General features: G+C 70.2%; 22 protein-coding genes and 2 rRNA genes. 11 read left to right on the top strand and 13 right to left on the bottom strand.

Annotated features, from left to right (window positions below; translation table 11 throughout):
- From ACFVZW_RS04925 to ACFVZW_RS04915, 3 genes are all read left to right on the top strand, one after another.
- A 23S ribosomal RNA gene (locus ACFVZW_RS04925) occupies window positions 1–94 on the top strand; the annotation flags it as partial.
- A 73-nt stretch (window positions 95–167) separates the two neighbouring features.
- Window positions 168–284 (top strand): 5S ribosomal RNA (gene rrf / locus ACFVZW_RS04920).
- Between the two features lie 87 nt (window positions 285–371).
- Window positions 372–923 (top strand): Uma2 family endonuclease, encoded by a 552-nt coding sequence (locus tag ACFVZW_RS04915; protein WP_384516784.1) that lies wholly within the window; start codon window positions 372–374, stop codon window positions 921–923.
- Here the strand turns inward: ACFVZW_RS04915 and ACFVZW_RS04910 are convergent.
- The 4 genes from ACFVZW_RS04910 to ACFVZW_RS04895 are packed head-to-tail and all read right to left on the bottom strand — an operon-like array spanning window position 917 to window position 4,488.
- On the bottom strand, window positions 917–1,582 hold the full coding sequence (locus tag ACFVZW_RS04910; protein WP_384516781.1) for a response regulator: 666 nt from the start codon (window positions 1,580–1,582) through the stop codon (window positions 917–919). The genes ACFVZW_RS04915 and ACFVZW_RS04910 overlap by 7 nt on opposite strands.
- Window positions 1,579–2,793, bottom strand: coding sequence for a sensor histidine kinase (locus ACFVZW_RS04905; protein WP_384516779.1), 1,215 nt, complete (start codon window positions 2,791–2,793; stop codon window positions 1,579–1,581). Before ACFVZW_RS04905 ends, ACFVZW_RS04910 begins: the two co-directional genes overlap by 4 nt.
- Before the next feature lie 10 nt (window positions 2,794–2,803).
- On the bottom strand, window positions 2,804–3,589 hold the full coding sequence (locus ACFVZW_RS04900; protein WP_384516777.1) for an ABC transporter permease: 786 nt from the start codon (window positions 3,587–3,589) through the stop codon (window positions 2,804–2,806).
- Complete coding sequence (locus tag ACFVZW_RS04895; RefSeq protein WP_384516774.1) at window positions 3,586–4,488, bottom strand: ATP-binding cassette domain-containing protein; 903 nt, start codon at window positions 4,486–4,488, stop codon at window positions 3,586–3,588. The genes ACFVZW_RS04900 and ACFVZW_RS04895 overlap by 4 nt, the downstream gene beginning before the upstream one ends.
- Before the next feature lie 134 nt (window positions 4,489–4,622).
- Here ACFVZW_RS04895 and ACFVZW_RS04890 point away from each other — a divergent pair, with 134 nt between their 5' ends.
- Complete coding sequence (locus ACFVZW_RS04890) at window positions 4,623–5,183, top strand: GNAT family N-acetyltransferase (protein WP_384516772.1); 561 nt, start codon at window positions 4,623–4,625, stop codon at window positions 5,181–5,183.
- Window positions 5,184–5,288: 105 nt separating this feature from the next.
- Complete coding sequence (locus ACFVZW_RS04885) at window positions 5,289–6,791, top strand: serine/threonine-protein kinase (protein ID WP_384516769.1); 1,503 nt, start codon at window positions 5,289–5,291, stop codon at window positions 6,789–6,791.
- Between the two features lie 20 nt (window positions 6,792–6,811).
- Here the strand turns inward: ACFVZW_RS04885 and ACFVZW_RS04880 are convergent, their stop codons facing one another.
- From ACFVZW_RS04880 to ACFVZW_RS04850, 7 genes are all read right to left on the bottom strand, one after another.
- Window positions 6,812–8,302, bottom strand: coding sequence for a type IV secretory system conjugative DNA transfer family protein (locus ACFVZW_RS04880; protein WP_384516766.1), 1,491 nt, complete (start codon window positions 8,300–8,302; stop codon window positions 6,812–6,814).
- Between the two features lies 1 nt (window position 8,303).
- Window positions 8,304–9,707 (bottom strand): ATP-binding protein, encoded by a 1,404-nt coding sequence (locus ACFVZW_RS04875; protein ID WP_384516763.1) that lies wholly within the window; start codon window positions 9,705–9,707, stop codon window positions 8,304–8,306.
- A 13-nt stretch (window positions 9,708–9,720) separates the two neighbouring features.
- Window positions 9,721–11,274 (bottom strand): SCO6880 family protein, encoded by a 1,554-nt coding sequence (locus tag ACFVZW_RS04870; protein WP_384516760.1) that lies wholly within the window; start codon window positions 11,272–11,274, stop codon window positions 9,721–9,723.
- Window positions 11,271–12,608, bottom strand: a complete 1,338-nt coding sequence (locus ACFVZW_RS04865) for a hypothetical protein (RefSeq protein ID WP_384516757.1) — start codon at window positions 12,606–12,608, stop codon at window positions 11,271–11,273. Before ACFVZW_RS04865 ends, ACFVZW_RS04870 begins: the two co-directional genes overlap by 4 nt.
- A complete protein-coding gene (locus ACFVZW_RS04860) occupies window positions 12,598–13,434 on the bottom strand; it encodes a hypothetical protein (RefSeq protein WP_384516795.1) in 837 nt (278 codons plus the stop codon). The genes ACFVZW_RS04865 and ACFVZW_RS04860 overlap by 11 nt, the downstream gene beginning before the upstream one ends.
- 62 nt (window positions 13,435–13,496) lie before the next feature.
- Entirely contained in the window at window positions 13,497–13,805 is a 309-nt protein-coding gene (locus tag ACFVZW_RS04855; RefSeq protein ID WP_024757447.1) for a hypothetical protein, read from the bottom strand.
- A 269-nt stretch (window positions 13,806–14,074) separates the two neighbouring features.
- Window positions 14,075–14,698 carry a hypothetical protein gene (locus ACFVZW_RS04850; protein WP_384516755.1) on the bottom strand — a complete coding sequence of 208 codons (624 nt, stop codon included), beginning with the start codon at window positions 14,696–14,698 and terminating at the stop codon, window positions 14,075–14,077.
- Window positions 14,699–14,959: 261 nt separating this feature from the next.
- On the opposite strand from ACFVZW_RS04850, the gene ACFVZW_RS04845 reads away from it, so the two are divergent.
- Together ACFVZW_RS04845 and ACFVZW_RS04840 are read left to right on the top strand one after the other, a co-directional pair.
- Window positions 14,960–16,003, top strand: a complete 1,044-nt coding sequence (locus ACFVZW_RS04845) for an NlpC/P60 family protein (protein ID WP_384516752.1) — start codon at window positions 14,960–14,962, stop codon at window positions 16,001–16,003.
- 182 nt (window positions 16,004–16,185) lie between these two features.
- Window positions 16,186–16,896: a phosphatase PAP2 family protein gene (locus ACFVZW_RS04840; protein WP_384516749.1), complete on the top strand. Its 711-nt coding sequence runs from the start codon at window positions 16,186–16,188 to the stop codon at window positions 16,894–16,896.
- 103 nt (window positions 16,897–16,999) lie between these two features.
- Here the strand turns inward: ACFVZW_RS04840 and ACFVZW_RS04835 are convergent, their stop codons facing one another.
- On the bottom strand, window positions 17,000–17,161 hold the full coding sequence (locus tag ACFVZW_RS04835; protein ID WP_384516746.1) for a hypothetical protein: 162 nt from the start codon (window positions 17,159–17,161) through the stop codon (window positions 17,000–17,002).
- Between the two features lie 101 nt (window positions 17,162–17,262).
- On the opposite strand from ACFVZW_RS04835, the gene ACFVZW_RS04830 reads away from it, so the two are divergent.
- Together ACFVZW_RS04830 and ACFVZW_RS04825 are read left to right on the top strand one after the other, a co-directional pair.
- Complete coding sequence (locus tag ACFVZW_RS04830) at window positions 17,263–18,081, top strand: hypothetical protein (RefSeq protein ID WP_384516743.1); 819 nt, start codon at window positions 17,263–17,265, stop codon at window positions 18,079–18,081.
- 102 nt (window positions 18,082–18,183) lie between these two features.
- On the top strand, window positions 18,184–18,366 hold the full coding sequence (locus ACFVZW_RS04825) for a hypothetical protein (protein ID WP_260230599.1): 183 nt from the start codon (window positions 18,184–18,186) through the stop codon (window positions 18,364–18,366).
- Between the two features lie 109 nt (window positions 18,367–18,475).
- Here the strand turns inward: ACFVZW_RS04825 and ACFVZW_RS04820 are convergent, their stop codons facing one another.
- Window positions 18,476–18,832: a metal-sensitive transcriptional regulator gene (locus ACFVZW_RS04820; protein ID WP_384516740.1), complete on the bottom strand. Its 357-nt coding sequence runs from the start codon at window positions 18,830–18,832 to the stop codon at window positions 18,476–18,478.
- 192 nt (window positions 18,833–19,024) lie between these two features.
- Here ACFVZW_RS04820 and ACFVZW_RS04815 point away from each other — a divergent pair, with 192 nt between their 5' ends.
- Both ACFVZW_RS04815 and ACFVZW_RS04810 read left to right on the top strand, forming a co-directional pair.
- Entirely contained in the window at window positions 19,025–19,645 is a 621-nt protein-coding gene (locus ACFVZW_RS04815) for a DUF47 domain-containing protein (RefSeq protein ID WP_384516738.1), read from the top strand.
- Between the two features lie 6 nt (window positions 19,646–19,651).
- Window positions 19,652–20,650 carry an anion permease gene (locus ACFVZW_RS04810; RefSeq protein ID WP_384516735.1) on the top strand — a complete coding sequence of 333 codons (999 nt, stop codon included), beginning with the start codon at window positions 19,652–19,654 and terminating at the stop codon, window positions 20,648–20,650.
- The last annotated feature ends 197 nt before the right edge of the window (window positions 20,651–20,847 follow it).

Below are 20,847 nucleotides of genomic sequence, written 5' to 3'. Positions count from 1 at the left end.
AGGCTCCCAGTAGACGACTGGGTTGATAGGCCGGATGTGGAAGCCCAGTAATGGGTGGAGCTGACCGGTACTAATAGGCCGAGGGCTTGTCCTCAGTTGCTCGCGTCCACTGTGTTAGTTCTGAAGTAACGACTGTGTTTATGCCCGGTTGGTCAACTTCATAGTGTTTCGGTGGTCATAGCGTTAGGGAAACGCCCGGTTACATTCCGAACCCGGAAGCTAAGCCTTTCAGCGCCGATGGTACTGCAGGGGGGACCCTGTGGGAGAGTAGGACGCCGCCGAACAATCATTGTGGGAAAGCCCCGCACCTTATGGTGCGGGGCTTTTCTGCGTTTGGGTACTCTAGTCGGGCCATCCCTCTGGAGGACACAGTGATCGACCCGCAGCACCTCCCCCTCCTCGAAGAAGCTCAGCGGATCGCCCCCAAGGGGGTGAAGGTGGAGTACACCGACGGCACGATCATCATGCAGGCGGCGCCCACGATGATCCACCAGCGCAACCTGTTCCACCTGCGCCGCCAGTTCGATGCGCATTGCCCGGCCGGCTACGTACCGACTGAGAACACCGACCTTGGATCGCCCTACGCGGCGAAGCTCCGGAACCCGGACCTCAGCTACCTGCCCGACGAGGTCATGGAGGGCGAAGGAAACACCGCTGCGGCGGATCTCGCTCTCATTGCCGTCGAGATCGTCTCGCCCTCCAACCCGGAGAACGACTGGGTGGCCAAGCTCGCGGACTACGCGGTGATGCAGATTCCGCTGTACCTGATCGTCGACGCCCGTGATTCCACAGTCACGTTGTTCTCCGAGCCCAACCACGACAGGTACCACACCCGTACCGACCGTAAGTTCGGGGAGGCCATCCGTATTCCGGGGCCCTTCGGCTTCGATCTCGACCTGATGCCGTTGAACGCCTATCACTGACCCGGCGCCACCAGCTGGGTGTCGTACGCCAGGATGACCGCCTGGACGCGGTCCCGCGCGCCCGTTTTCGACAGGATGCGGCTCACGTGGGTCTTCACCGTCGACTCCGCGAGGTGGAGGCGTTCGGCGATCTCCGTGTTCGTCCAGCCCTGGGCGATGACCGTGAGGATCTCGCGTTCCCGGTCCGTGAGGGCTGCGACGCGGGGGTCCTCGCGGGGCCGGCCCGGGGTGGTCGGGAGGTGGTGGATGTACGCGTCCAGGAGGCGGCGGGTGAGGCTGGGGGCCACCACCGCGTCGCCGGCGGCCACCGCGCGGATGCCCGACAGGAGCTCCTCCGGCTGGGCGTCCTTCACCAGGAAGCCGCTGGCGCCGGCGCGGAGCCCTTCGTAGGCGTACTCGTCGAGGTCGAAGGTCGTGACGATCAGGACGCGGGTGCGGGCGCCGGTGGCGACGATACGGCGTGTGGCCTCGATGCCGTCGAGGCCCGGCATACGGATGTCCATCAGGACGACGTCGGGGTGGTACCGCTCCACCATGCGGATCGCCTCGCTGCCGTTCGGGGCCTCGCCGACGGCCGTCATGTCGTCCTGGCTCTCCAGCAACATGCGGAAGCCGAAGCGTTGCATCGCCTGGTCGTCCGCGATCAGCACCGTCGTCACGAGCGGGAATCCTCCAGCGGGAGTCGGAGTCGTACGCGCCAGCCGCCGGTCGGCAGCGGGCCCGCTTCGAGTGTGCCGTCGTAGAGGGCGGCGCGCTCGCGCATACCCGTAACTCCCTGGCCGGTGCCGATGATGCCGCTTCCCCGGCCGTCCGTGTCCGTCACCTCGACCGTCAACTCCTCCTGCCCGTACGAGAGGAGGACGGTTGCCTCGGCCCCCGTTCCCGCGTGCTTGAGGGTGTTCGTCAGAGCCTCCTGGATGACCCGGTAGACCGTCAGCTGTGCGCCTGTCGCCAGGGGTTGGGCGTCGCCGTGGCTGTCCAATCGTACCGGCAGGCCCGCCTTCCGTACCCCGGCGATCAGCGCGTCCAGGTCGGCCAGGGTGGGTTGTGGGTCGCGTACGGCCTCTCCGCGCAGGAGGCGGCGGAGTTCGGCGAGGGCCTGGCGGCTGGTCGTGCCGATGGCGTCGAGGGCCTCGGCGGCGCGCTCGGGGCTCTTCGCGGCGGCGTACTTGCCGCCGTCCGCGAGGCCGGTGATGACCGAGAGGTTGTGGCCGATGATGTCGTGCATCTCGCGGGCGATCCGGGTGCGTTCGGCCGCCGCCGCCAGCTGGGCCTGCTGGTCGCGTTCGACCTCGAGGCGAAGGGTCCGGTCGACGAGGGCGGCGGTGTAGTCCTGGCGGGAGCGGACCGCGATGCCGAGCAGGGCGACCACCGCGTACGCCCACAGGGTGGGGACGACCTGCTGGTCCCAACTGTCCTCCGGGAACCGGATCGCGCCCACCACCAGAGGCGGCGTGATGACCGCGAGCGGCCACAGGAGCATGCGCAGGGGCAGCCGGAGGGCGATGTGGAAGACGGCGACGGCCTGGAGGAAGCCGGCCTGGAGGAAGGCGCCGGTCCAGCTGCTGAGGAGGGAGGCGCATGCCATCACGGCGAGGACGGCCATGGGCCGGCGGCGGCGCCACAGGAGGGGGACGGAGAGGGCCAGGCTCAGGGCGAGGACCAGCCAGACCGGTACGGACGGGTCGCGGGCGATGTTGCGCCAGCCTCCCGCCGCGTCGATCAGGGCGGCCCCCGTCCAGAAGGCGGTGAGCAGTCCGTCCCAGACCTGAGGGCGGCGGGCGTCGAAGGCCCGTGCGCGCTGGGTCTGTCGCTGGAGGTACCGGCTGAGGGGTTCCTCCTCGGTGCCGGGCCGCTTCTCCGTGATCATCCGCTCATCCTCATACGTCTCGGCGCTTGAGCAACAGCGCCGGGACGATCAGGGTTGCCGCGGCCCACAGGCACAGGGCGAGCAGCGCGCCGCCGGGGGAGGCGGCGTTCGGCATCGGGCCGGCGGAGCCGAGGACCCCGGCGGCCTGGGTGGGGAAGTACGTGATGGCGGTCTCGACGGCGTCGTACGGGAGCATTCCGAGGACCTCGGGGAGGATCAGGACGCCGCCGATGAAGGCCCCGATGCCGCCCGCCACCGAGCGCAGCGTGGCGCCGAGACCGAGGGCGATGAGACTGAGCAGGGTGACGCCGGCGGCGTTGCCCGCGATGGCCGCCAGGACTCCGTCGTCGGTGAGGGAGGCCGCCTGGTCGGTGTCGGAGAGGAAGATCTGCGCGGCGAGGAAGGTGATCAGGGCGGTGACGAAGGAGACCGTGAAGACGACGGTCGTGAAGACGGTGGCCTTCGCCCACAGAACCGGTGTGCGGCGCGGAACGGCGGTCATCGAGGCTCTGATCAGGCCGGTGGAGTACTCGCCCGCGGTGACGAGGATGCCGAGGACGGCGAGGCAGATCCCGCCGAGCTGGGAGCCGTAGAGGCTGAGGACGACCGTGTCGACGTCGGAGTCGCCGCCGTCGGAGGTGTAGGTGGCGCCCATGAGGATGCCGACGCCGAGGAGGAAGGCGACCGAGGCGAGGACGGTGATCCAGGTCGACCGGACCGTCCACAGCTTGTGCCATTCGGAGCGCAGGACGCGGGTGGGGGTGACGCGGTACGTGATCGTGGTCGTGGTGCTCATGCTGCGGCTCCCTGGTACTCGACCGAGTCGTGGGTGAGGTCCATGAACGCCTGCTCCAGCGAGGCGGTCTGCGGGGTGAGTTCGAAGAGCGGGACGCCGTGGGCGGCGGCCGCGCGGCCGATGTCCGCCGCTTCGACGCCGGTGACGCGGAGGGTGTCGGCGGCCTCCGTGACGACGTGTGCCTGCGGGAGGAGGGTGCTGAGGCGGTCCGCGTCGGGGGTGACGACCTTGACCGAGGCGCCGCCGGACTCCCGTACGAGCGCGTCGACGGTGGTGTCCGCGAGGAGCCGGCCCTTGCCGATGACGATCAGGTGGTCGGCCGTCAGGGCCATCTCGCTCATCAGGTGGGAGGAGACCAGGACCGTACGGCCTTCGGCGGCGAGGGACTTGAGGAGCGTACGGATCCACAGCACGCCCTCGGGGTCGAGGCCGTTGACCGGCTCGTCGAGGACGACCGTCTCCGGGTCGCCGAGCAGCGCGGCGGCGATGCCGAGGCGCTGGCCCATGCCGAGCGAGAAGCCCTTGACGCGGCGGCGGGCGACCTCGGTGAGGCCGGTGAGGCCGAGGACGTGCTCGACGCGGGAGCGCGGGATGCCGTGGGTGTGGGCGAGTGCCATGAGGTGGTGGAAGGCGGAGCGGCCGGGGTGGATCGAGCGGGCTTCGAGGAGCGCGCCGACCTGGGTGAGGGGTGCGGGGTGGCCGGCGTAGGCGCGGCCGCCGATGGTGGAGCGGCCGCGGGTGGGGGCGTCGAGGCCGAGGAGCATCCGCATGGTGGTGGACTTGCCGGCGCCGTTGGGGCCGAGGAAGCCGGTGACGGTGCCGGGGCGGACGGTGAAGCCGAGGTCCTGGACGACGGTCCTGGCGCCGTACCGCTTGGTGAGTTCTTCTGCTCGGATCATGTTCACGACGCTACGGAGCGGGCGGCGGCGGATCGTCCGACCGTGGGCGGGAGCGGGGCGTGTGACGTAGTACCGGGGTACGACGGGGAGAAAGAGCTTGTCGGGGGCGGTGTGCGGCGGCGAGGATCGCGGTCATGGACTACTTGATACGTGTCATCCGCGCCGACGAATGGGAGAAGACCCGGGAGATCCGTCTCGCCGCCCTCCAGGACCCGGTGGCGAGCATCGCCTTCCTGGACACCCACGAGGCGGCCTCCGCGCGGCCCGACTCGTTCTGGCAGGAGCGGGCGGAGGGCGCGTCCGAGAGCGGGACGAGTGTCCGTCAGTTCGTGGCCGAGGCTCCGGACGGGAGCTGGGCGGGCACGATCTCGGTGCTGGTGGAGCGACCTTCGGACGAGGTGCGGTTCGGTGAGGCGGCGAAGGTCGACCAGACGCACATCGTGGGCGTGTACGTACGTCCGGAGGCCCGCGCTACGGGTGTGACCGAGGCGCTGTTCCGGGCGGGTGTGGAGTGGTCCTGGTCGCTGCCGGAGCCGGCGGTGCGGCGGGTGCGGCTGTATGTGCACGAGGAGAACGCGCGGGCCGCCGCGTTCTACCGCCGCTTCGGGTTCGAGGCGACGGGCGACCGGGTGGCGGTGCCGGGTGACGACTCCGCGCACGAGCTGGAGTACGAGATCCGGCGGCCGGCGGCGTAGCGCCGAGGTTCGGTGCCGGGTTGGGCTCCGGGGTTCGGCGTTGAGGCCTGGCTCCGGCGGGCCCGCTCCTGAGAAGCTGGTGACTCCAGCGGACTCGGGGGAATCGTGCAGGAGTTGAGGCCGGGCGACCCGGCGGTGATCGGTGCGTACCGTCTGACGGCGCGGCTCGGCGAAGGCGGGATGGGGCAGGTCTTCCTGGGCCAGTCGGTGAGTGGCCGGCGGGTGGCGGTGAAGGTCGTACGGCCCCAGCTCGCCGCCGATCCGGGCTTTCGGCAGCGTTTCCGCCGCGAGATCGAGGCGGCTCGGACGGTGGGCGGCTTCTGGACGGCGCCGGTGGTGGACAGCGATCCGGACGCGGCGGAGCCGTGGGTCGCCAGCGCCTACATCGAGGCGCCCGACCTCGGACAGCTGGTCGTGGACCGAGGCCCCATGGCGGAGGCGGAGTTACGGAGCCTGGCCGCCGGTCTCGCCGAGGCGCTGGAGGCCATCCATCGGGCGGGTCTGGTGCACCGTGACCTGAAGCCGTCGAACGTGCTGGTGACGGGCGAGGGGCCGCGGGTCATCGACTTCGGCATCTCGAAGGCGGCGGAGGGCGGGACGACGCTGACCGGCACGGGTCTGGTGATCGGAACGCCCGGGTTCATGAGCCCCGAACAGGCTTCGGGCGGGCGGGTGGGGCCTCCGAGCGACATGTTCTCGCTGGGCGCGGTCCTGGCGTTCGCGGCGACGGGGGAAGGCCCGTTCGGGGTGGGGAGCGTCCCGGCGCTGCTGTACCGGGTGGTGCACGACGTGCCGCGGCTCGACCGGGTTCCGGAGGGGCTGCGGGGGCTGGTGAGCGTATGCCTGACCAAGGAGCCGGAGCGGCGGCCCTCGGCGTCGGAGCTGCTGGAGCTGGTCAGTGGCGGCGGGGTCGGTGCCGGTGGCGGAGCCGCTGCGGGCCGGACCCGGGTCCAGCCGCAGCCGACGCCTGAGCCCCGCCGGTCCAGGGCGGGCTCCACGGCGGACTCCGGTGCGAGCTCCGGCACGAGCTCCGGTGCGAACTCCCGGCGGCCGGCCGTCGCCCGCCGGGTGGAGGTGCGGACCGTCGTCGCCCGGAGGCCCGGCGAGGCGAAGAAGGGCTGGGGTTACGAGGGCGCCGGCATCGTCCTCGCCATGCTGTCGGTCATCATCGCCGCCAACTCGGGGTTCTCGGTGGGGCCGATCCTCGGGATCGTCGCCGGGGCCGTCCTGCTGATCGTCGGCCATGTCATGGGCGAGCAGGAGCCGCTGCCCGAGAGCGTGGTGTGGGTGAACTCCTGGGGCTGCGGTTTCGAGTACGGCAAGCGGCGCTGGAACACGGCATGGGACGACATCGACACGTTCACGTTGGGACTCCGATCGGGACGGAACTCCCAGGTGCGCGGCGTGGTGCTCGTGGTGCCGAAGCCCGGCCGCCCCAAGCCCGGTTTCTTCAAGGAGCCCGGCCGTCCGGGCATCTTCACCGCGCTGCCGTTCCTCGGGCCCGATGTGGCTCAGCCGGAACTGGAGCGGCTCGACGAGGCGTTGCGGCACTACGCGCCGGAGAAGTACCGCAGGGCCGCCTCGCTGAACTCACTGCTCGGCTCGTGACGCACCGGCCTGCTCGATCCCTAGAGCTGGGGCAGGGGCTCCGGCCAGCGGGCTCGGGCCTGTTCCTGGGAGCGGAGCAGGACCAGGGTCGGCAGGCCCTGGTCCTGGCCGCTTGCCAGCAGCTCCGGGAGCCGGGGAAGGGGAGCCACTGCGGCGACGTCGTCGAGGACGAGCGTCAGTGGTGGGTCGAGCCGACCGTCGGATGACCGTGCGGCCATGCGGCGGCCGTGCTCGACCACGCTTGCGGTGAGGGCGGTGAGCAGGGGCATCGCGCCGGGGCGGGTGCGCGGGTCCTCGATGGTTTCACCGACCACATAGAGGGTGCCCCCTTCGGCGACGAAAGATTCCAGCGTCAGCGAATCCGTTCGATTCGGGGTGCAGGCGTCCCTGATGTGGATCGACGAGAGCGCGGAGAGCGCACGTGCGGTCAACTCTTGTGCGATCTCACGCCGTTCCGGATGCGCGGTGAGAGCGGACTCCAGGAGTCCGGCATGACCCGAAGCAGCCTTGGGGTGGGTGCGGAGGATCCGTACGGGCTCGTGGGCTCCTGCGCCCTGGGCCCAGCGGTGGACCTGTTTGAAGGGGCGGTCGTCCAGGGCGGCGGCGTGCAGCCAGCAGCGCAGGAGCGTTTCCGCGGTGTCGGCCACCGCGGCGTCCAGACGGGACGGCGGGCGTACGGGGGCGAGCAGCGCGACCGCCCGCTCCTGGGCCGTGGCCGGGTCCTCGCAGCCGGCGGACGGGGACCAGTGGAGGCGGGCGGGCGTGTCGCAGAGGTGGCCGGGGTCGTAGACGAGGACGGGGCCGAGCTTGCCGCGGGCGTCCTTGGTGTCGGCCCAGACGGTGGGGTCCGAGGTGACGACGAGGACGGGGCCCTCGGCGTCCTGGACGGCCTGGAGCGCGGCGGGGCGGCGGGTGGCGGGGGTGCCGTAGAGCAGGCGGGGCGTGCGGGGGGACGGGACGACGGTCTGGGGGGTGGGGGCTGTTGCGGGGGTTGTCGGTGGGACGGTGGGCTGGACGAGGGTGTCTGCCGCGGTGGCGACCGGCTGTGGCACCGGTGGTGCGACCGGCTGCGCGACCGGGGCCTGGGCTTGGACCGGGGCTTGGGCCTGGACCTGGGGCGCGGCCGTCGCCGCCGTACCGTAGGCCGCCCGTCTGCCCGCCCGTACCGCTCTCCAGCGGGCCAGCGTCCCCACCGCGAACACCGTGAGGACCACCAGCACCATCAGTTCGCCGATGAGCAGTCCCCAGAACAGCCCGTACCCCGACAGCTCGCCCGCCGGGGTGTCGGGCCATGCGCCCGGCAGGTCCTGCGGGTCGCCGATCAGGGCGCGTACGGCCATCGGCGTGCTGGTGAAGGTGACCCCGGCCGGCCAGGCGCCCTTGGAGAGCAGGGCGGCCAGGCCGGTCGCGGTCCAGACGAGCACGGTCAGGCCGAGGACGAAGCCGACGAGGCCGAGGACGAGCCCGTCCGGGATTCCTCCTTGCTGTCTCTCCTGACGGTCCTTCGACATCTCATGCCACCGTCGACTGCGAGGGGTCGTTCAGCTGCTGCTCGATGAGGGTGGCGCGCTGTTCCGTCTCCCATTCCAGTTCCGGGTCGAGGGACGGGTCGACGGACGACTCGGTCATGGCGCGGTCGGTGTAGACGAGCGGCCGTTCCTTCTCGGTGATGAGGTGTTTCACGACCTGCACGTTGCCGTTGACGTCCCAGACGGCGATGCCGGGGGTGAGTGTCGGGATGATCTCGACCGCCCACCTCGGTAGGCCGAGCACCCGTCCCGTCGCCCTGGCCTCGTCGGCTTTCTGGGCGTAAATGGTCCTGGTGGAGGCCATCTTGAGGATGGCCGCGGCCTCCCGGGCCGCCGCCCCGTCGACGACGTCCGAGAGGTGGTGGACGACCGCGACGAAGGACAGACCGAGCCGTCGGCCGAACTTCAGCAGGCGCTGGAACAGCTGGGCCACGAACGGGCTGTTGATGATGTGCCAGGCCTCCTCGACCAGGAAGATGCGCTTCTTCCGGTCGGGGCGGATCCAGGTGTGCTCCAGCCATACGCCGACGATCGCCATGAGGATCGGCATGGCGATGGAGTTCCGGTCGATGTGGGACAGGTCGAAGACGATGAGCGGCGCGTCGAGGTCGATGCCGACGGTCGTCGGGCCGTCGAACATGCCGCGCAGGTCGCCGTCGACCAGCCGGTCCAGGACGAGCGCGACGTCCAGGCCCCAGGCGCGTACATCGTCTATGTCGACGTTCATCGCCTCGGCCGACTCCGCCTCCGGATGGCGGAGCTGCTCGACGATGTCGGTGAGGATCGGCTGGCGGTCGGTGATGTGCTCGTTGACGTACGCGTGGGCGACCTTGAGCGCGAAGCCGGAGCGCTCGTCCAGGCCGTGGCCCATCGCGACCTCGATGATCGTACGGAGCAGGGCGAGCTGCCCGGTCGTGGTGATCGACGGGTCGAGCGGGTTGAGGCGGATGCCGGCGTCGACGGCGACCATCGGGTCGAGGCGGATGGGGGTTATCCCCAGCTCCTGCGCGATGAGGTTCCATTCGCCGACGCCGTCCTCGCCCTGGGCGTCGAGGACGACGACCTGGCGGTCGCGGAACCGCAACTGCCGCAGGACGTACGTCTTCTCCAGCGCGGACTTGCCGTTGCCGGACTCGCCGAGGACCAGCCAGTGGGGGGCCGGGAGCTGCTGGCCGTACAGCTGGAACGGGTCGTAGATGTAGCCCTTGCCGCTGTAGACCTCGCGGCCGATGATCACGCCGGAGTCGCCGAGGCCGGGGGCGGCGGTGGGCAGATAGACGGCCTGGGCCTGGCCGGTGGAGGTACGGACGGGCAGACGTGTCGTCTCCACCTTGCCGAAGACGAAGGACGTGAAGGCATCGGTGAGGGCGGAGAGTGGATCTCGCATCGGTCTGGCCCCTTTAGCGGCGGATGCCGGTGGCGAACGGAAGCGTGTTCACGAAGGCCCGGTGGTGCTCGCGGTCGCACCACTCCAGCTTCAGGTACGACTTGCCGGCGGAGGCCCTGATCGTGCGCTTGTCCCTGGCCAGGGCCTCGGGCGAGCGCGACGACACGGTGATGTACCCGACGAGGTTGACGCCCGCGGCACCGCTGGCGAGGTCTTCGCCGCGCTGGTCGAGGCGGCCGTGTGCGGCGATGTCGCGCGGGTCGACCGTGCGGTTCATCTTGGCCTGTCGGGAGGCCTCGGCCTCGTCGTTGGTCTTCTCGGTGAGCATCCGCTCGATGGCGACCTCGGTGGGTTCGAGGTCCATGGTCACGGCGACCGTACGGATCACGTCCGGGGTGTGGACGAGCAGCGGGGCGAGGAAGTTGACGCCGACGGGGGTCATCGGCCACTCCTTCACCCAGGCGGTGGCGTGGCACCAGGGGGCGCGGGTGGAGGACTCGCGCGTCTTGGCCTGGAGGTAGGTGGGCTCCATGGCGTCGAGTTCGGCGGGCCAAGCGTTTCGTTTCGTCATGGCCTGGATGTGGTCGATGGGGTGGTCCGGGTCGTACATGGAGTGCACGAGGGAGGCGAGCCGGGACTGGCCGAGGGGCTGGCGTACGCGGATGTCGGCCTCGGCGAGGCGGGCGCAGATGTCGGTGAGCTCGCGGGCCATGACGACGGCGAGGCCGCCGTCGCGGTCGAGCTTGCGGGCGCCGGAGGTGTGGCGGGCGGCGCGGGCCATGGCGTTGGCCTCGGCGGCGAGTTCGCGGGTGTAGTGCATGCAGGCCACGAGGTAGGCGCGGTGCTGCTCGCTGGAGGTGGAGACCATCGACTGGAGCTGTTCGTACGACTCCTGGAGCCAGCCGGGGGCATGGGTGTCGCCGCGCTGGGCGACGTCCTTGGCGTGGGCGTCGGGATCGGCGGGGAGGGTGCGGGCGAGCATCTGGAGACGGGTGACGAAGCCGTCCCCGTTGGCGACGTGCTTCAGGAGCGTGCCGAAACGGTCCACCAGCGCTTCCTGGTCCTCGCTGTCGCGCAGGCCGACGCCGGGGCCCTCGATCTCGATGGCGGCGGTGACGGTGCGGCGGTCGGCGTGGAGGAGGACGGCGATCTCGTCGGGGCCGAAGGGGGCGGAGAGCCAGTTGATCCGGCCGATGCCGGGCGGCGGGCCGATCTCGACCTCGCGGCCGTCGAGCCGGGTGCCGGCTTCGGCGGCCGCGGAGCGGTAGGCGGTGCCGCGCTTCAGGCTCCGCTTGTAGCTGCGGTTGATTTCAAACCATTTGTAGAACGTGCGGTGCTTGTACGGGACGTACACGGCGGCCAGTGCCAGCATCGGGAAGCCGGTGAGCAGCACGATCCGCAGGGTGAGGACGGGGACGAGGAGTCCGCTCATCATGCCGAGGAACGCACCGGCGATGATCAGGGCGATCTCGCCGGTTTCGCGGTTCTTGCCGACGATCGCGTTCGGCCGGGCGCGGCCGATGAGATACGTACGGCGGGGCGTGACCGGCTGGGACTGGGTCGTCAACGCCCTCCACCTCCAGTGCTTCCTGTGTTGTTGCGGTTGCTGTGCGGGGTGCCCGATGTGGGGCTGCTGCTGCTACGCGGCGGGGGTGCGGCGGAGGGGACAGATCCGCCGCCGCCCCCGGCCGAGCCCCCGCGGCTGCTGTGGGCGGCGACGCCGCCCGAGAGGGGGTTGGCGGGGCGCGGGGCGTTGTTGGAGCCGTTGGAGGTGTTGCCTCCGCCGTCGCCGCGGGCGCTGTGGGTCTTGATGCCCTGGGAGACGAGGGAGGCGGGGGAGGTGATGACGGCGGCGGCGGCGTTCTCGCCGGCGCGGTGGAGGCGGTTGTTGCGGGAGGCGACGATCTCGTCGCCGAAGCCGGGGACGAAGCGGTAGATCATCCCGGAGGCGAAGATGGCGAGCAGGATGATCGCGAGCCCGGAGACGACGGCGGAGAACGAGTCGGGCCCGGTCCCGGAGGAGAGAGCTCCGGCGAGGCCGAGGACGATGACGATGACCGGCTTGACGAGGATCACCGCGATCATGATCCCGGCCCAGCGGCGTACGTGGCCCCACATGTTCTTGTCGACGAGCCCGGAGTAGACGACGACGCCGAGGAGGGCGCCGACGTAGAGCAGGACGGCGCGCAGGAACAGTTCGAGGTAGAGCACGCCGGCGGCGAGGATGCTGACCAGCGAGACGATGATCAGCATGATCGGCCCGCCGCCGATGCTGTCGCCCTTCTGCAGCGCCTCCTTGAAGCTGCCGAAGAAGGCGTCGGTCTGCTGGCCGGTGCCGGAGGCGATGACCTCGGTGACGGCGTCGGTGGCGTTGACGACGGTGTAGAGGATCAGCGGGGTGAAGGCGGAGGCGAGGACGGTCAGCCAGAGGAAGCCGATGGCCTCGGAGATCGCGGTGGTGAGGGGGACGCCGCGGACGGCGCGCTTGGCGACGGCGAGGAGCCAGAGGAGGAGGGTGAGGACGGTGGCGGCGGCGAAGACGACGGCGTAGCGGCCGAGGAACTCGAGGTTGGTGAAGTCGACGTCGGCGGTCTCTTTGACGGCCTGGGAGAGCTTGTCGACGATGGCGACGGCGGCGTCGGCGCAGCCGCGGGCGAGGGAGGAGAGGGGGTCCAGGGCGGTGGTGGGGTCGGGGGCGGTGCCGGTGCGAGCTGGTTCGCCGTTGTTGCAGTAGTCGCGGGCGGGGCCGCGAATAAGGTCGCACGGGTCGTTGCTCGTGCTTGGACTCGGCGTCGGCGTCGGTGCCGCGAAGGCACGGCTTCCCAGAAGCACCAGTGAGGTCTGTGCTGCCGTGGCCGCAGCGACGATGGTGAGTGCGCGAGGCGGACGCTTACCGGGCATAGGTGAACCCCCCGAACTTGTCGACGGCGTCGGCCATCTCCTCCGCGCCGGAGGCCCTCTGGTCACGACCAACCGGAACCGGGCCGTCCTTCTGATCGAAGTCCGTCACTTTCCAGTCGCCATTGACCCACTGCAGCTGGTAGGTGGTCGTGTACCAACTCTCGGACACGGGGCTCTTGGACCCTTCGCCAGCCATGCCGAACAGTGATGAGTACCAGACCGCGACTGTCGCCCGGTCTCTGGTGTAGCTCTCGGTCTTCGAGCCCACCGGGATCACCCGGGAGATGAAAGTCAGCCCGCTCGGAGCCGTTCCGTCCTCGCGCAGCCCGATGCGGGCAAGGAACCCCTTGTCGGAGTAGACCTTGTCCAGATCGTCGCCGCGTTCGGCGGCAGCATCGGGTGAGTAGACCGAGTTGACGATCTCGTGGCGGCGATTGGCGATGAACATGTCGGCGGAGCCGAGCGGCACCGAGTAATTCACCGCCGCGCTCTGCGCCCCCTGCTCGTCCCGGGCGAAGCCCGTCGGGATCTGGGCGTTCTTGCCCGTCACGGGGCGGACGCCCGTCGCTGCTGTCGGGGCGTCCGAGCCGGTCGCCTTGCCCTGGGCGGCGCCCGTCGTCTCCGTGTCGTCGCCGTTGCCTCTGTTGGCGAAGGCGATCGCGGCGATCAGCAGGACCACCACGCCCACGACCGTGATGAGCGAGCGCGAGCTGCGGGCCGGTGGGCGGCGGGCGCCGCCGTAGACGTCGCCGGTGCCGCCCTCGGGGAGGCGCGTGCGGGTCTGGCCCGAGCCGCCGAAGCCGTCGTTGTCGTCGCCGAGGCTCATGGCAAGCACGCCCTCTCAACCGTGTGGTGACTGGACATCAGGAAAGCAACCGACCTCGGTGGTTAGACGGCCATCCCGTACACGATCGTGAACAGCGTCCCCAGTGATCCGATGATGAAGACCCCGGTAAGCCCCGCCACGATCAGGCCCTTGCCCTGCTCGGCGCTGAACGTGTCCCTGAGGGCGGTCGCGCCGATGCGCTGCTTCGCCGCACCCCAGATGGCGATGCCGAGGCAGAGCAGGATGGCCACGGCCATCACGACCTCGATCATCACCTTGGCTTCATTGCCCAGGCTCCCGAAAGGCCCCCAGTTCGGGGCGATTCCACCGATGATGGTGGTGATGTCGCCCTTCTCGGCCGCCAGGTACATGTAACTCACCGCCCCTGTTGGGTAGTTCGTCGCCCCTGCCTGATGGCATGGGTCATCGCCCTATCTTCGCTGATGAAACCGCCCGCGTGTGACGGCTTGACGGCTCTCTTTACCCGATCCCCGCACACATGACCGATCTGGCCGTCTTGACCTGCGACGGTGTGGCCGGTTTCTATACGAAGAAGCGTATGGTCACTCTGTGTATCACGGAGGGTGACTCCGGGCAATGACTGTCGTTGTTGCACTCTTGGGGTGGTGGCGGGCCCTGGTCAGGCGCCGGTGCGCGGGCTCCACTCGGCGCTGTGCCAGGAGCCGGAGAGGTACTCCTCGGGCAGCTGGGCGCAGGGCGTGTACGAGTCGAAGAAGAGGGTCTCCGTCGTGTCGTGCCACGCGAGGTCGAACATGTCGCCCGTCGCGGGGTCCTCGAAGCGGAAGCCGAGGGACAGCGAACCCTTGCCCTGACGGTCGCGGTCGTACGCGAGCTTCCAGCCGGCCTTGGTGAACGCCTCGCGCAGCCGCCGGTCGGCGGCGCGGGCCTCGTCGGTCCGGATGTCGGGCACGGACCAGTCGAACGCGAACGAGGCGACGTCGAGGTCCACCCGGTCGATGGCCCACCGCTCGTAGCAGCTGTGGACGGTGGTGACCGTGCCGCCCTTCACGGGGGTCGCGGCCGGCAGGTCCATCGCGTCGTAGGCCCACTGGGACCGCGCCTGGACCCGTGTGACGACGGTGCTGGGGTCGACGGTCGGGTACTCCCTGCCGGGCAGTACGGAGCACGCGGTGGCGGTGACGGCGGTGACGGCGGCGAGCGCTCCGAGCACCAGGGTCCGGAAGCGGCTCCGTGGTGCGGGTGCGGGTGCTGGTGCTGGTGCGGGAGTGGTGCTCGGCGTCATGGGCGCGACGTTACGGCGCGCCGGTCCGGGGCGGTTGAGTACGCGTACTCAACCGCGGCCCCGATGAGCGCGCAGTCGATCGACCACCGATCGGTGCGCGACCGGCGCGCGTGCGTATCCGCCACCCGATCAGCGCGTATGCGGCGCCCGCCTTCGGCCGACCAGCCGATCGGCGCGTGAGCGGCGCGTCACGGAACGCCCCCGTGCGGCCCCCCGCCGCCTAGACTGTCGCGGGGCGTACTGCCAGGAGCCGAGGGGTGGTTGACGGTGCGTAAGGCGGGCAAGGCCGGCAAGGCGTGGCTGGTGGCCGGCGGTGTCTTCGGGGTGTGTCTCAGCTTCGTCGTGCTGCTCGTCGTCGGGACGTACTCCGCCGCCGCCGGACTCCTCGGTGGTGCGGGCGACGCCAAGAACGGCACCGTCGGGCTCGCCAAGGGGGCCGTGCCGGCCGCGTACCAGGGGCTGGTGCAGAAGTGGGGGAACCTCTGCCCCGCCATCAACCCCGCCCTGCTCGCCGCGCAGCTCTACCAGGAGAGCGGCTGGAACCCGCGGATCGTCTCGCCCGCCAACGCCATGGGCATCGCCCAGTTCATCCCTGGCACCTGGGCCGGTCACGGCATCGACGGTGACAAGGACGGCGACCGGGACGTCTGGGACCCCGCCGACGCGATCCCGTCCGCCGCCTCGTACGACTGTGAGCTCGCCGGCTATGTGAAGGACGTGCCGGGCGACGCGACGAACAACATGCTCGCCGCGTACAACGCGGGGGCGTACCGGGTCATAAAGTCCGGCGGAGTGCCGCGCATCAGCGAGACGCAGAACTACGTGAGGATCATCCGCTCCCTGGAGAAGAGCTTCGCGCGGCCCCTCGGTCGGGTCGAACCCTCGCGGCAGGCCGCCGGGGCGATCAATTTCGCGCAGCAGAAGCTCGGTACGCCCTATCTCTGGGGCGGTACGGGAACGGCCGCGCAGAATGGCCGATTCGATTGCTCCGGGCTGACACAGGCCGCGTACCGGACCGTCGGTGTCGAGCTGCCGCGTGTCGCGAACGACCAGTACAACGCGGGGCCGCATCCGTCCCGGGCCGAACTGCTCCCCGGGGACCTCGTCTTCTTCTCCGACGATCTGACGAACTCCCGTGCCATCAGGCACGTCGGCATCTACGTCGGCGGCGGCTACATGATCGACGCCCCGCGCACCGGGGCCGTGATCCGCTTCACCAAGATGGACACCCCCGACTACTTCGGGGCGACGCGGGTCACCAAGGAGGGCGCGTCCGCGCTGCCGACACACCTGCCGCAGACCTGACGAACTGTCGGACATGGCCGGAACTCTCCGTAAAGCACAGGCCCTGAGCTGCGATGACGTGTCACTCTTCGGTAACGTCATCGTGATCGTCGAGGAAGAGCGGAACGCACGCCTCAGGCGGTTCGTTCCCTGATGCGACCGCCCACGGTCGACTCACGTGACAAGGCAAGGGGCCGCAGCACATGGCTGAACTCGCATCGGATGGTTCGAACCCCGATGTCAGCCTGCTCAGAGACATCAACGGGCTGGCGCGGGAAGCCCCGCCGTGGTTCGACCGTGTCATGGAGTTCGTCGGCGAGTACGGGATCATGCTCGGCCTCGTCCTCGTCGCGCTCTGGTGCTGGTGGAGCGTCCGCCGGCGCGGCACGCTGACCGACTCGGTCTCCGCCGTCACGGGTCTCGTCTGGGCGCCGCTCGCCGCGGGTGTCGCACTGCTGATCAACATCCCGATCAGGGGGTTCGTCGAGCGACCCCGGCCGTTCAACGACCATCAGGGCCTCGAGGTCCTCGTCGACGGCAAGACCGACTTCTCCTTCGTCAGCGACCACTCCACCATGGCGATGGCGATCGGTGTCGGGATCTTCGTCGCGCACCGGAAGTTCGGCCTCGCCGCCATCGCGCTCGCCTTCGCCGAGGGCTTCTGCCGCGTCTACATGGGCGTGCACTACCCGACCGACGTCATCGGCGGCTTCGCCCTCGGTACGGCGGTGACCCTGCTCCTCGCACCCGTCGCCCACGCCCTGCTGACCCCGGTCGTCTCCGCCGTCGCCCGCTCCCGGCACGGCGCCTGGCTGGTCCGGTCCCGGAACGCCGCGAAGCGCTGCCCGCAGCCGGAGGCGCTGGACATCCCCGAGCCGCGCATCGGGTCGGGGGAGAACGACCTGGCCGCGTAGGCGGCCGGGCCGGGGTGATGCGGCCGGGGACGGTGTCGTCCGGGACGGTTCCGTCAGGGACGGCGCGGCCAGTCAAGGTGCCGGCCGGGGCCGTGGCGCCCCGCTAGGCCGTGTGCCGGCTCTCCTCCACCGTGTGGGTCTCCGCGTCCGACCGGGCCTTCTCCCGCGATCTGCGCGCCGGGCCCGACCAGCCGCAGCTGCAGCGGGCTACCGCGAAGGAGCCGCGTTCCGTCGTGGTCGTGTGATGCGGGGCCTGCTGATGCACGGATCCACCGTACTGCGCGTGACGGGTGGCCCGGGACCGTCGTTAGGCGGGTCGGGCGGGTCCCGGACAAGCAGCGGTACGGCGTTGGGGGTTGGCAGGCGATGGTGGTGCAGCGGTACGGGCGTGGGGGCGGCTCCCTCGCCGTCGCGGCGGCCCTGGTCGGCGCGGTGGCCACGGGCGGGTGCTCCGCCCCCGAGGACTCCAAGCCGAGCGGCGATCCGACGAAGACCGTACGGGGCGCCGTCGAGGTCCTCACCCGGGCCGGGACATCCAAGGCGAGCACCAGCATGGAGATGGCGGCCGGCGGGACCCGGGTGACCATCAGGGGCGAGGGCGGGTACGACTTCCGCCGCCGCATCGGACGCCTCCAGGTCGTGCTGCCCAAGGACGCCGCCGGGGCCTCCAAGCACCGGCCCATCACCGAGCTGCTCGCACCCGGCGCCCTCTACATGAAGAACCGCGGCGCCGGCGTCCCCGCCGACAAGTGGGTACGGGTGGACACCACCACCCTCGACGACGGCAACCTCGTCACCGGCGGGGCCACCGACCCGGCCGCCGCCGCCGAGCTGCTGCGCGGCGCGCAGAAGGTGACCTACGTCGGCGAGGTCGATCTGGCGGGGGTGAAAGTCAGCCACTACCGCGGGGTCACGGACATCGCCGTGGCCGCCCGCGCCGCCTCGCCGCAGGTGCGCGGGGCGCTTGCCGCCGCGGCGAAAGGGTTCGCCAAGGACACCGTGCCCTTCGACGCGTACCTCGACCACGAGGGCCGGCTGCGCAAGGTGCGCCACCAGTTCAGCTTCGCCAACCACGGGCGTACGGTCGCCGTCGCGTCGACGACGCTGCTGTACGGGTTCGGTGCCGCCGTCGACGTACGGCTGCCGGACCGGAAGGACATCTACGCCGGGAAGATCGAGGTGTAGCGGGGGTCGCGCGCAGGCCATTCCCAAATGGTCCGGACGTGTCATGCGCGGTGCGTGGCGCGCTCCCTACGCTGGGAGACCGACGCCGGCAGGAAGAGGTGAATGCGCGTGGCTCCGCCCAGTACCGCGACAGTGCCCACTGACCAGGACTGCGTCGCTCTCGCCGAGATCGAGCTGTGCGGCGAACTGATCATCGCGGCATCGGCCGCCGACGGGGAGCGGCTCAGCGCGGACCGTATCGACGAGGTGCTGCGGGTGGCGACGGAGCGAGCCGACCGCTGCTGACCCGCTGCGGCTGACCGGCCGCCGCCCGGCCGTCCACCGCTGATGGGGCTCCGTCGATCGGGCCTTGCCGCCGAGCGGCCGGGGCGGGCGGTTGCCCGGCCCCGGGCTCTCAGGTACGCATCATCCGCGCGATGGCCTTCGTGGCCTCCTCGATCTTGGCGTCGATCTCGTCGCCGCCCTTCATCGCGGCGTCGGCGACGCAGTGGCGCAGGTGCTCCTCCAGGAGCTGGAGCGCGAAGGACTGCAGGGCCTTCGTGGAGGCCGAGACCTGGGTGAGTATGTCGATGCAGTACGTGTCCTCGTCGACCATCCGCTGCAGACCGCGGATCTGGCCCTCGATCCGGCGCAGCCGCTTGAGGTGCTCGTCCTTCTGCTTGTGGTAGCCGTGCACGCCGTGGTCGTGGTCGGCGGGCTCCGCGGCCCCGACGGGCTCGGGGGTGACCTCGGCCGCCTCGGTGGTCGTCATCGCGTCCTCCCGTTGTCCAGAAAGGGTGTGTATACCCCTCGTGGGTATATGGTACCGATCCCCGCCGATCCGGGCGGGGGCCCGTGCAGATCACTGTGCCTGATGGGCGACACTGAAGGGACGCCGGTTAGCCGTGGCCGGATGATGCGCCTAGCATCAGCCTGACCCAACCCAGCACCCCGAGGACCCCACGTGCGATTTCGTCTGACCCCCAGGGAGACGAGCTTCTATGACATGTTCGCCGCGTCCGCGGACAACATCGTCACGGGCTCGAAGCTCCTGATGGAACTGCTCGGAGCGGACATGTCCGCCCGGGCCGAGATCGCAGAGCGGATGCGGGCAGCGGAACACGCCGGTGACGACGCCACCCACGCGATCTTCCACCAGCTGAACTCCTCCTTCATCACGCCGTTCGACCGCGAGGACATCTACTCCCTCGCTTCCTCCCTCGACGACATCATGGACTTCATGGAGGAGGCCGTCGACCTGGTCGTCCTCTACAACGTCGAAGAGCTCCCCAAGGGTGTCGAGCAGCAGATCGAGGTGCTGTCCCGCGCGGCCGTGCTGACCGCCGAGGCCATGCCGAACCTGCGGACGATGGCCAACCTCACCGAGTACTGGATCGAGGTCAACCGGCTCGAGAACCAGGCCGACCAGATCCACCGCAAGCTGCTGGCCCATCTCTTCAACGGCAAGTACGACGCCATCGAGGTGCTGAAGCTCAAGCAGATCGTGGATGTGCTGGAAGAGGCGGCCGACGCCTTCGAGCATGTGGCGAACACGGTGGAGACCATCGCGGTCAAGGAGTCCTGAGGCTTCGTGGACACCTTTGCGCTGATCGTGACCATCGGTGTCGCGCTCGGCTTCACGTATACGAACGGCTTCCACGACTCGGCCAATGCCATCGCCACCTCCGTGTCGACCCGGGCGCTGACCCCGCGGGCGGCGCTGGCGATGGCGGCGGTGATGAACCTCGCCGGTGCCTTCCTCGGCAGCGGGGTCGCGAAGACCGTCAGTGAAGGCCTGATCGAGACGCCGCACGGTGACAAGGGGATGGGCATCCTCTTCGCCGCGCTGGTCGGCGCGATCATCTGGAACCTGGTGACCTGGTACTTCGGTCTGCCGTCCTCCTCCTCGCATGCGCTGTTCGGCGGCATGGTGGGCGCGGCGCTGGCCGGCGGTACGGAGGTCATCTGGGGTGGCGTGCTCGACAAGGTCGTCATCCCGATGTTCATCTCGCCGGTCGTCGGTCTGATCGCCGGTTACCTGGTCATGTGCGCGATCATGTGGATGTTCCGCAAGGCGAACCCGCACAAGGCCAAGCGCGGCTTCCGTATCGCGCAGACGGTGTCGGCGGCGGGCATGGCGCTCGGCCACGGTCTGCAGGACGCGCAGAAGACGATGGGCATCGTGGTGATGGCCCTGGTCATCGCGGATGTGCAGCAGTCGGGCGACGACATCCCGGTGTGGGTGAAGATCGCATGCGCGGTGATGCTGTCGCTCGGTACGTACGCGGGTGGCTGGCGGATCATGCGGACGCTCGGCCGGAAGATCATCGAGCTCGACCCGCCGCAGGGGTTCGCGGCGGAGACGACGGGCGCGTCGATCATGTTCGGCTCGGCGTTCCTCTTCCACGCGCCGATCTCCACGACGCACGTCATCACGTCCGCGATCATGGGCGTGGGGGCGACGAAGCGGGTGAACGCGGTGCGGTGGGGTGTCGCGAAGAACATCATCCTGGGCTGGTTCATCACGATGCCGGCGGCGGCGCTGGTCGCGGCGGCGAGCTTCTACGTGGTGCAGCTGTTCTTCGGCTGACGCGTTACGGCGGCCCTTGGGGTGGGCGGTCCTGAAGGGGCGCCGGTCCCGTGGGTTGTGCCCACCCGGCGCAACGATTGCCCAACACGTCGTACGAAAATGGTCGGGGGGCGGGGGGCGCGGCGGGGGGGCCGGCCGCGGCGGGTGGGGGGGGCCCCCGGCGGCGCCCCCCTCCGCCCCCCCCGCCCCCGCGCGGG

It is taken from the genome of Streptomyces sp. NPDC059567 (assembly GCF_042735655.1).
Taxonomy (GTDB): domain Bacteria; phylum Actinomycetota; class Actinomycetes; order Streptomycetales; family Streptomycetaceae; genus Streptomyces.
Note: the sequence above shows the minus strand (reverse complement) of the source record. Positions and strands in the feature narration are given on the sequence as shown.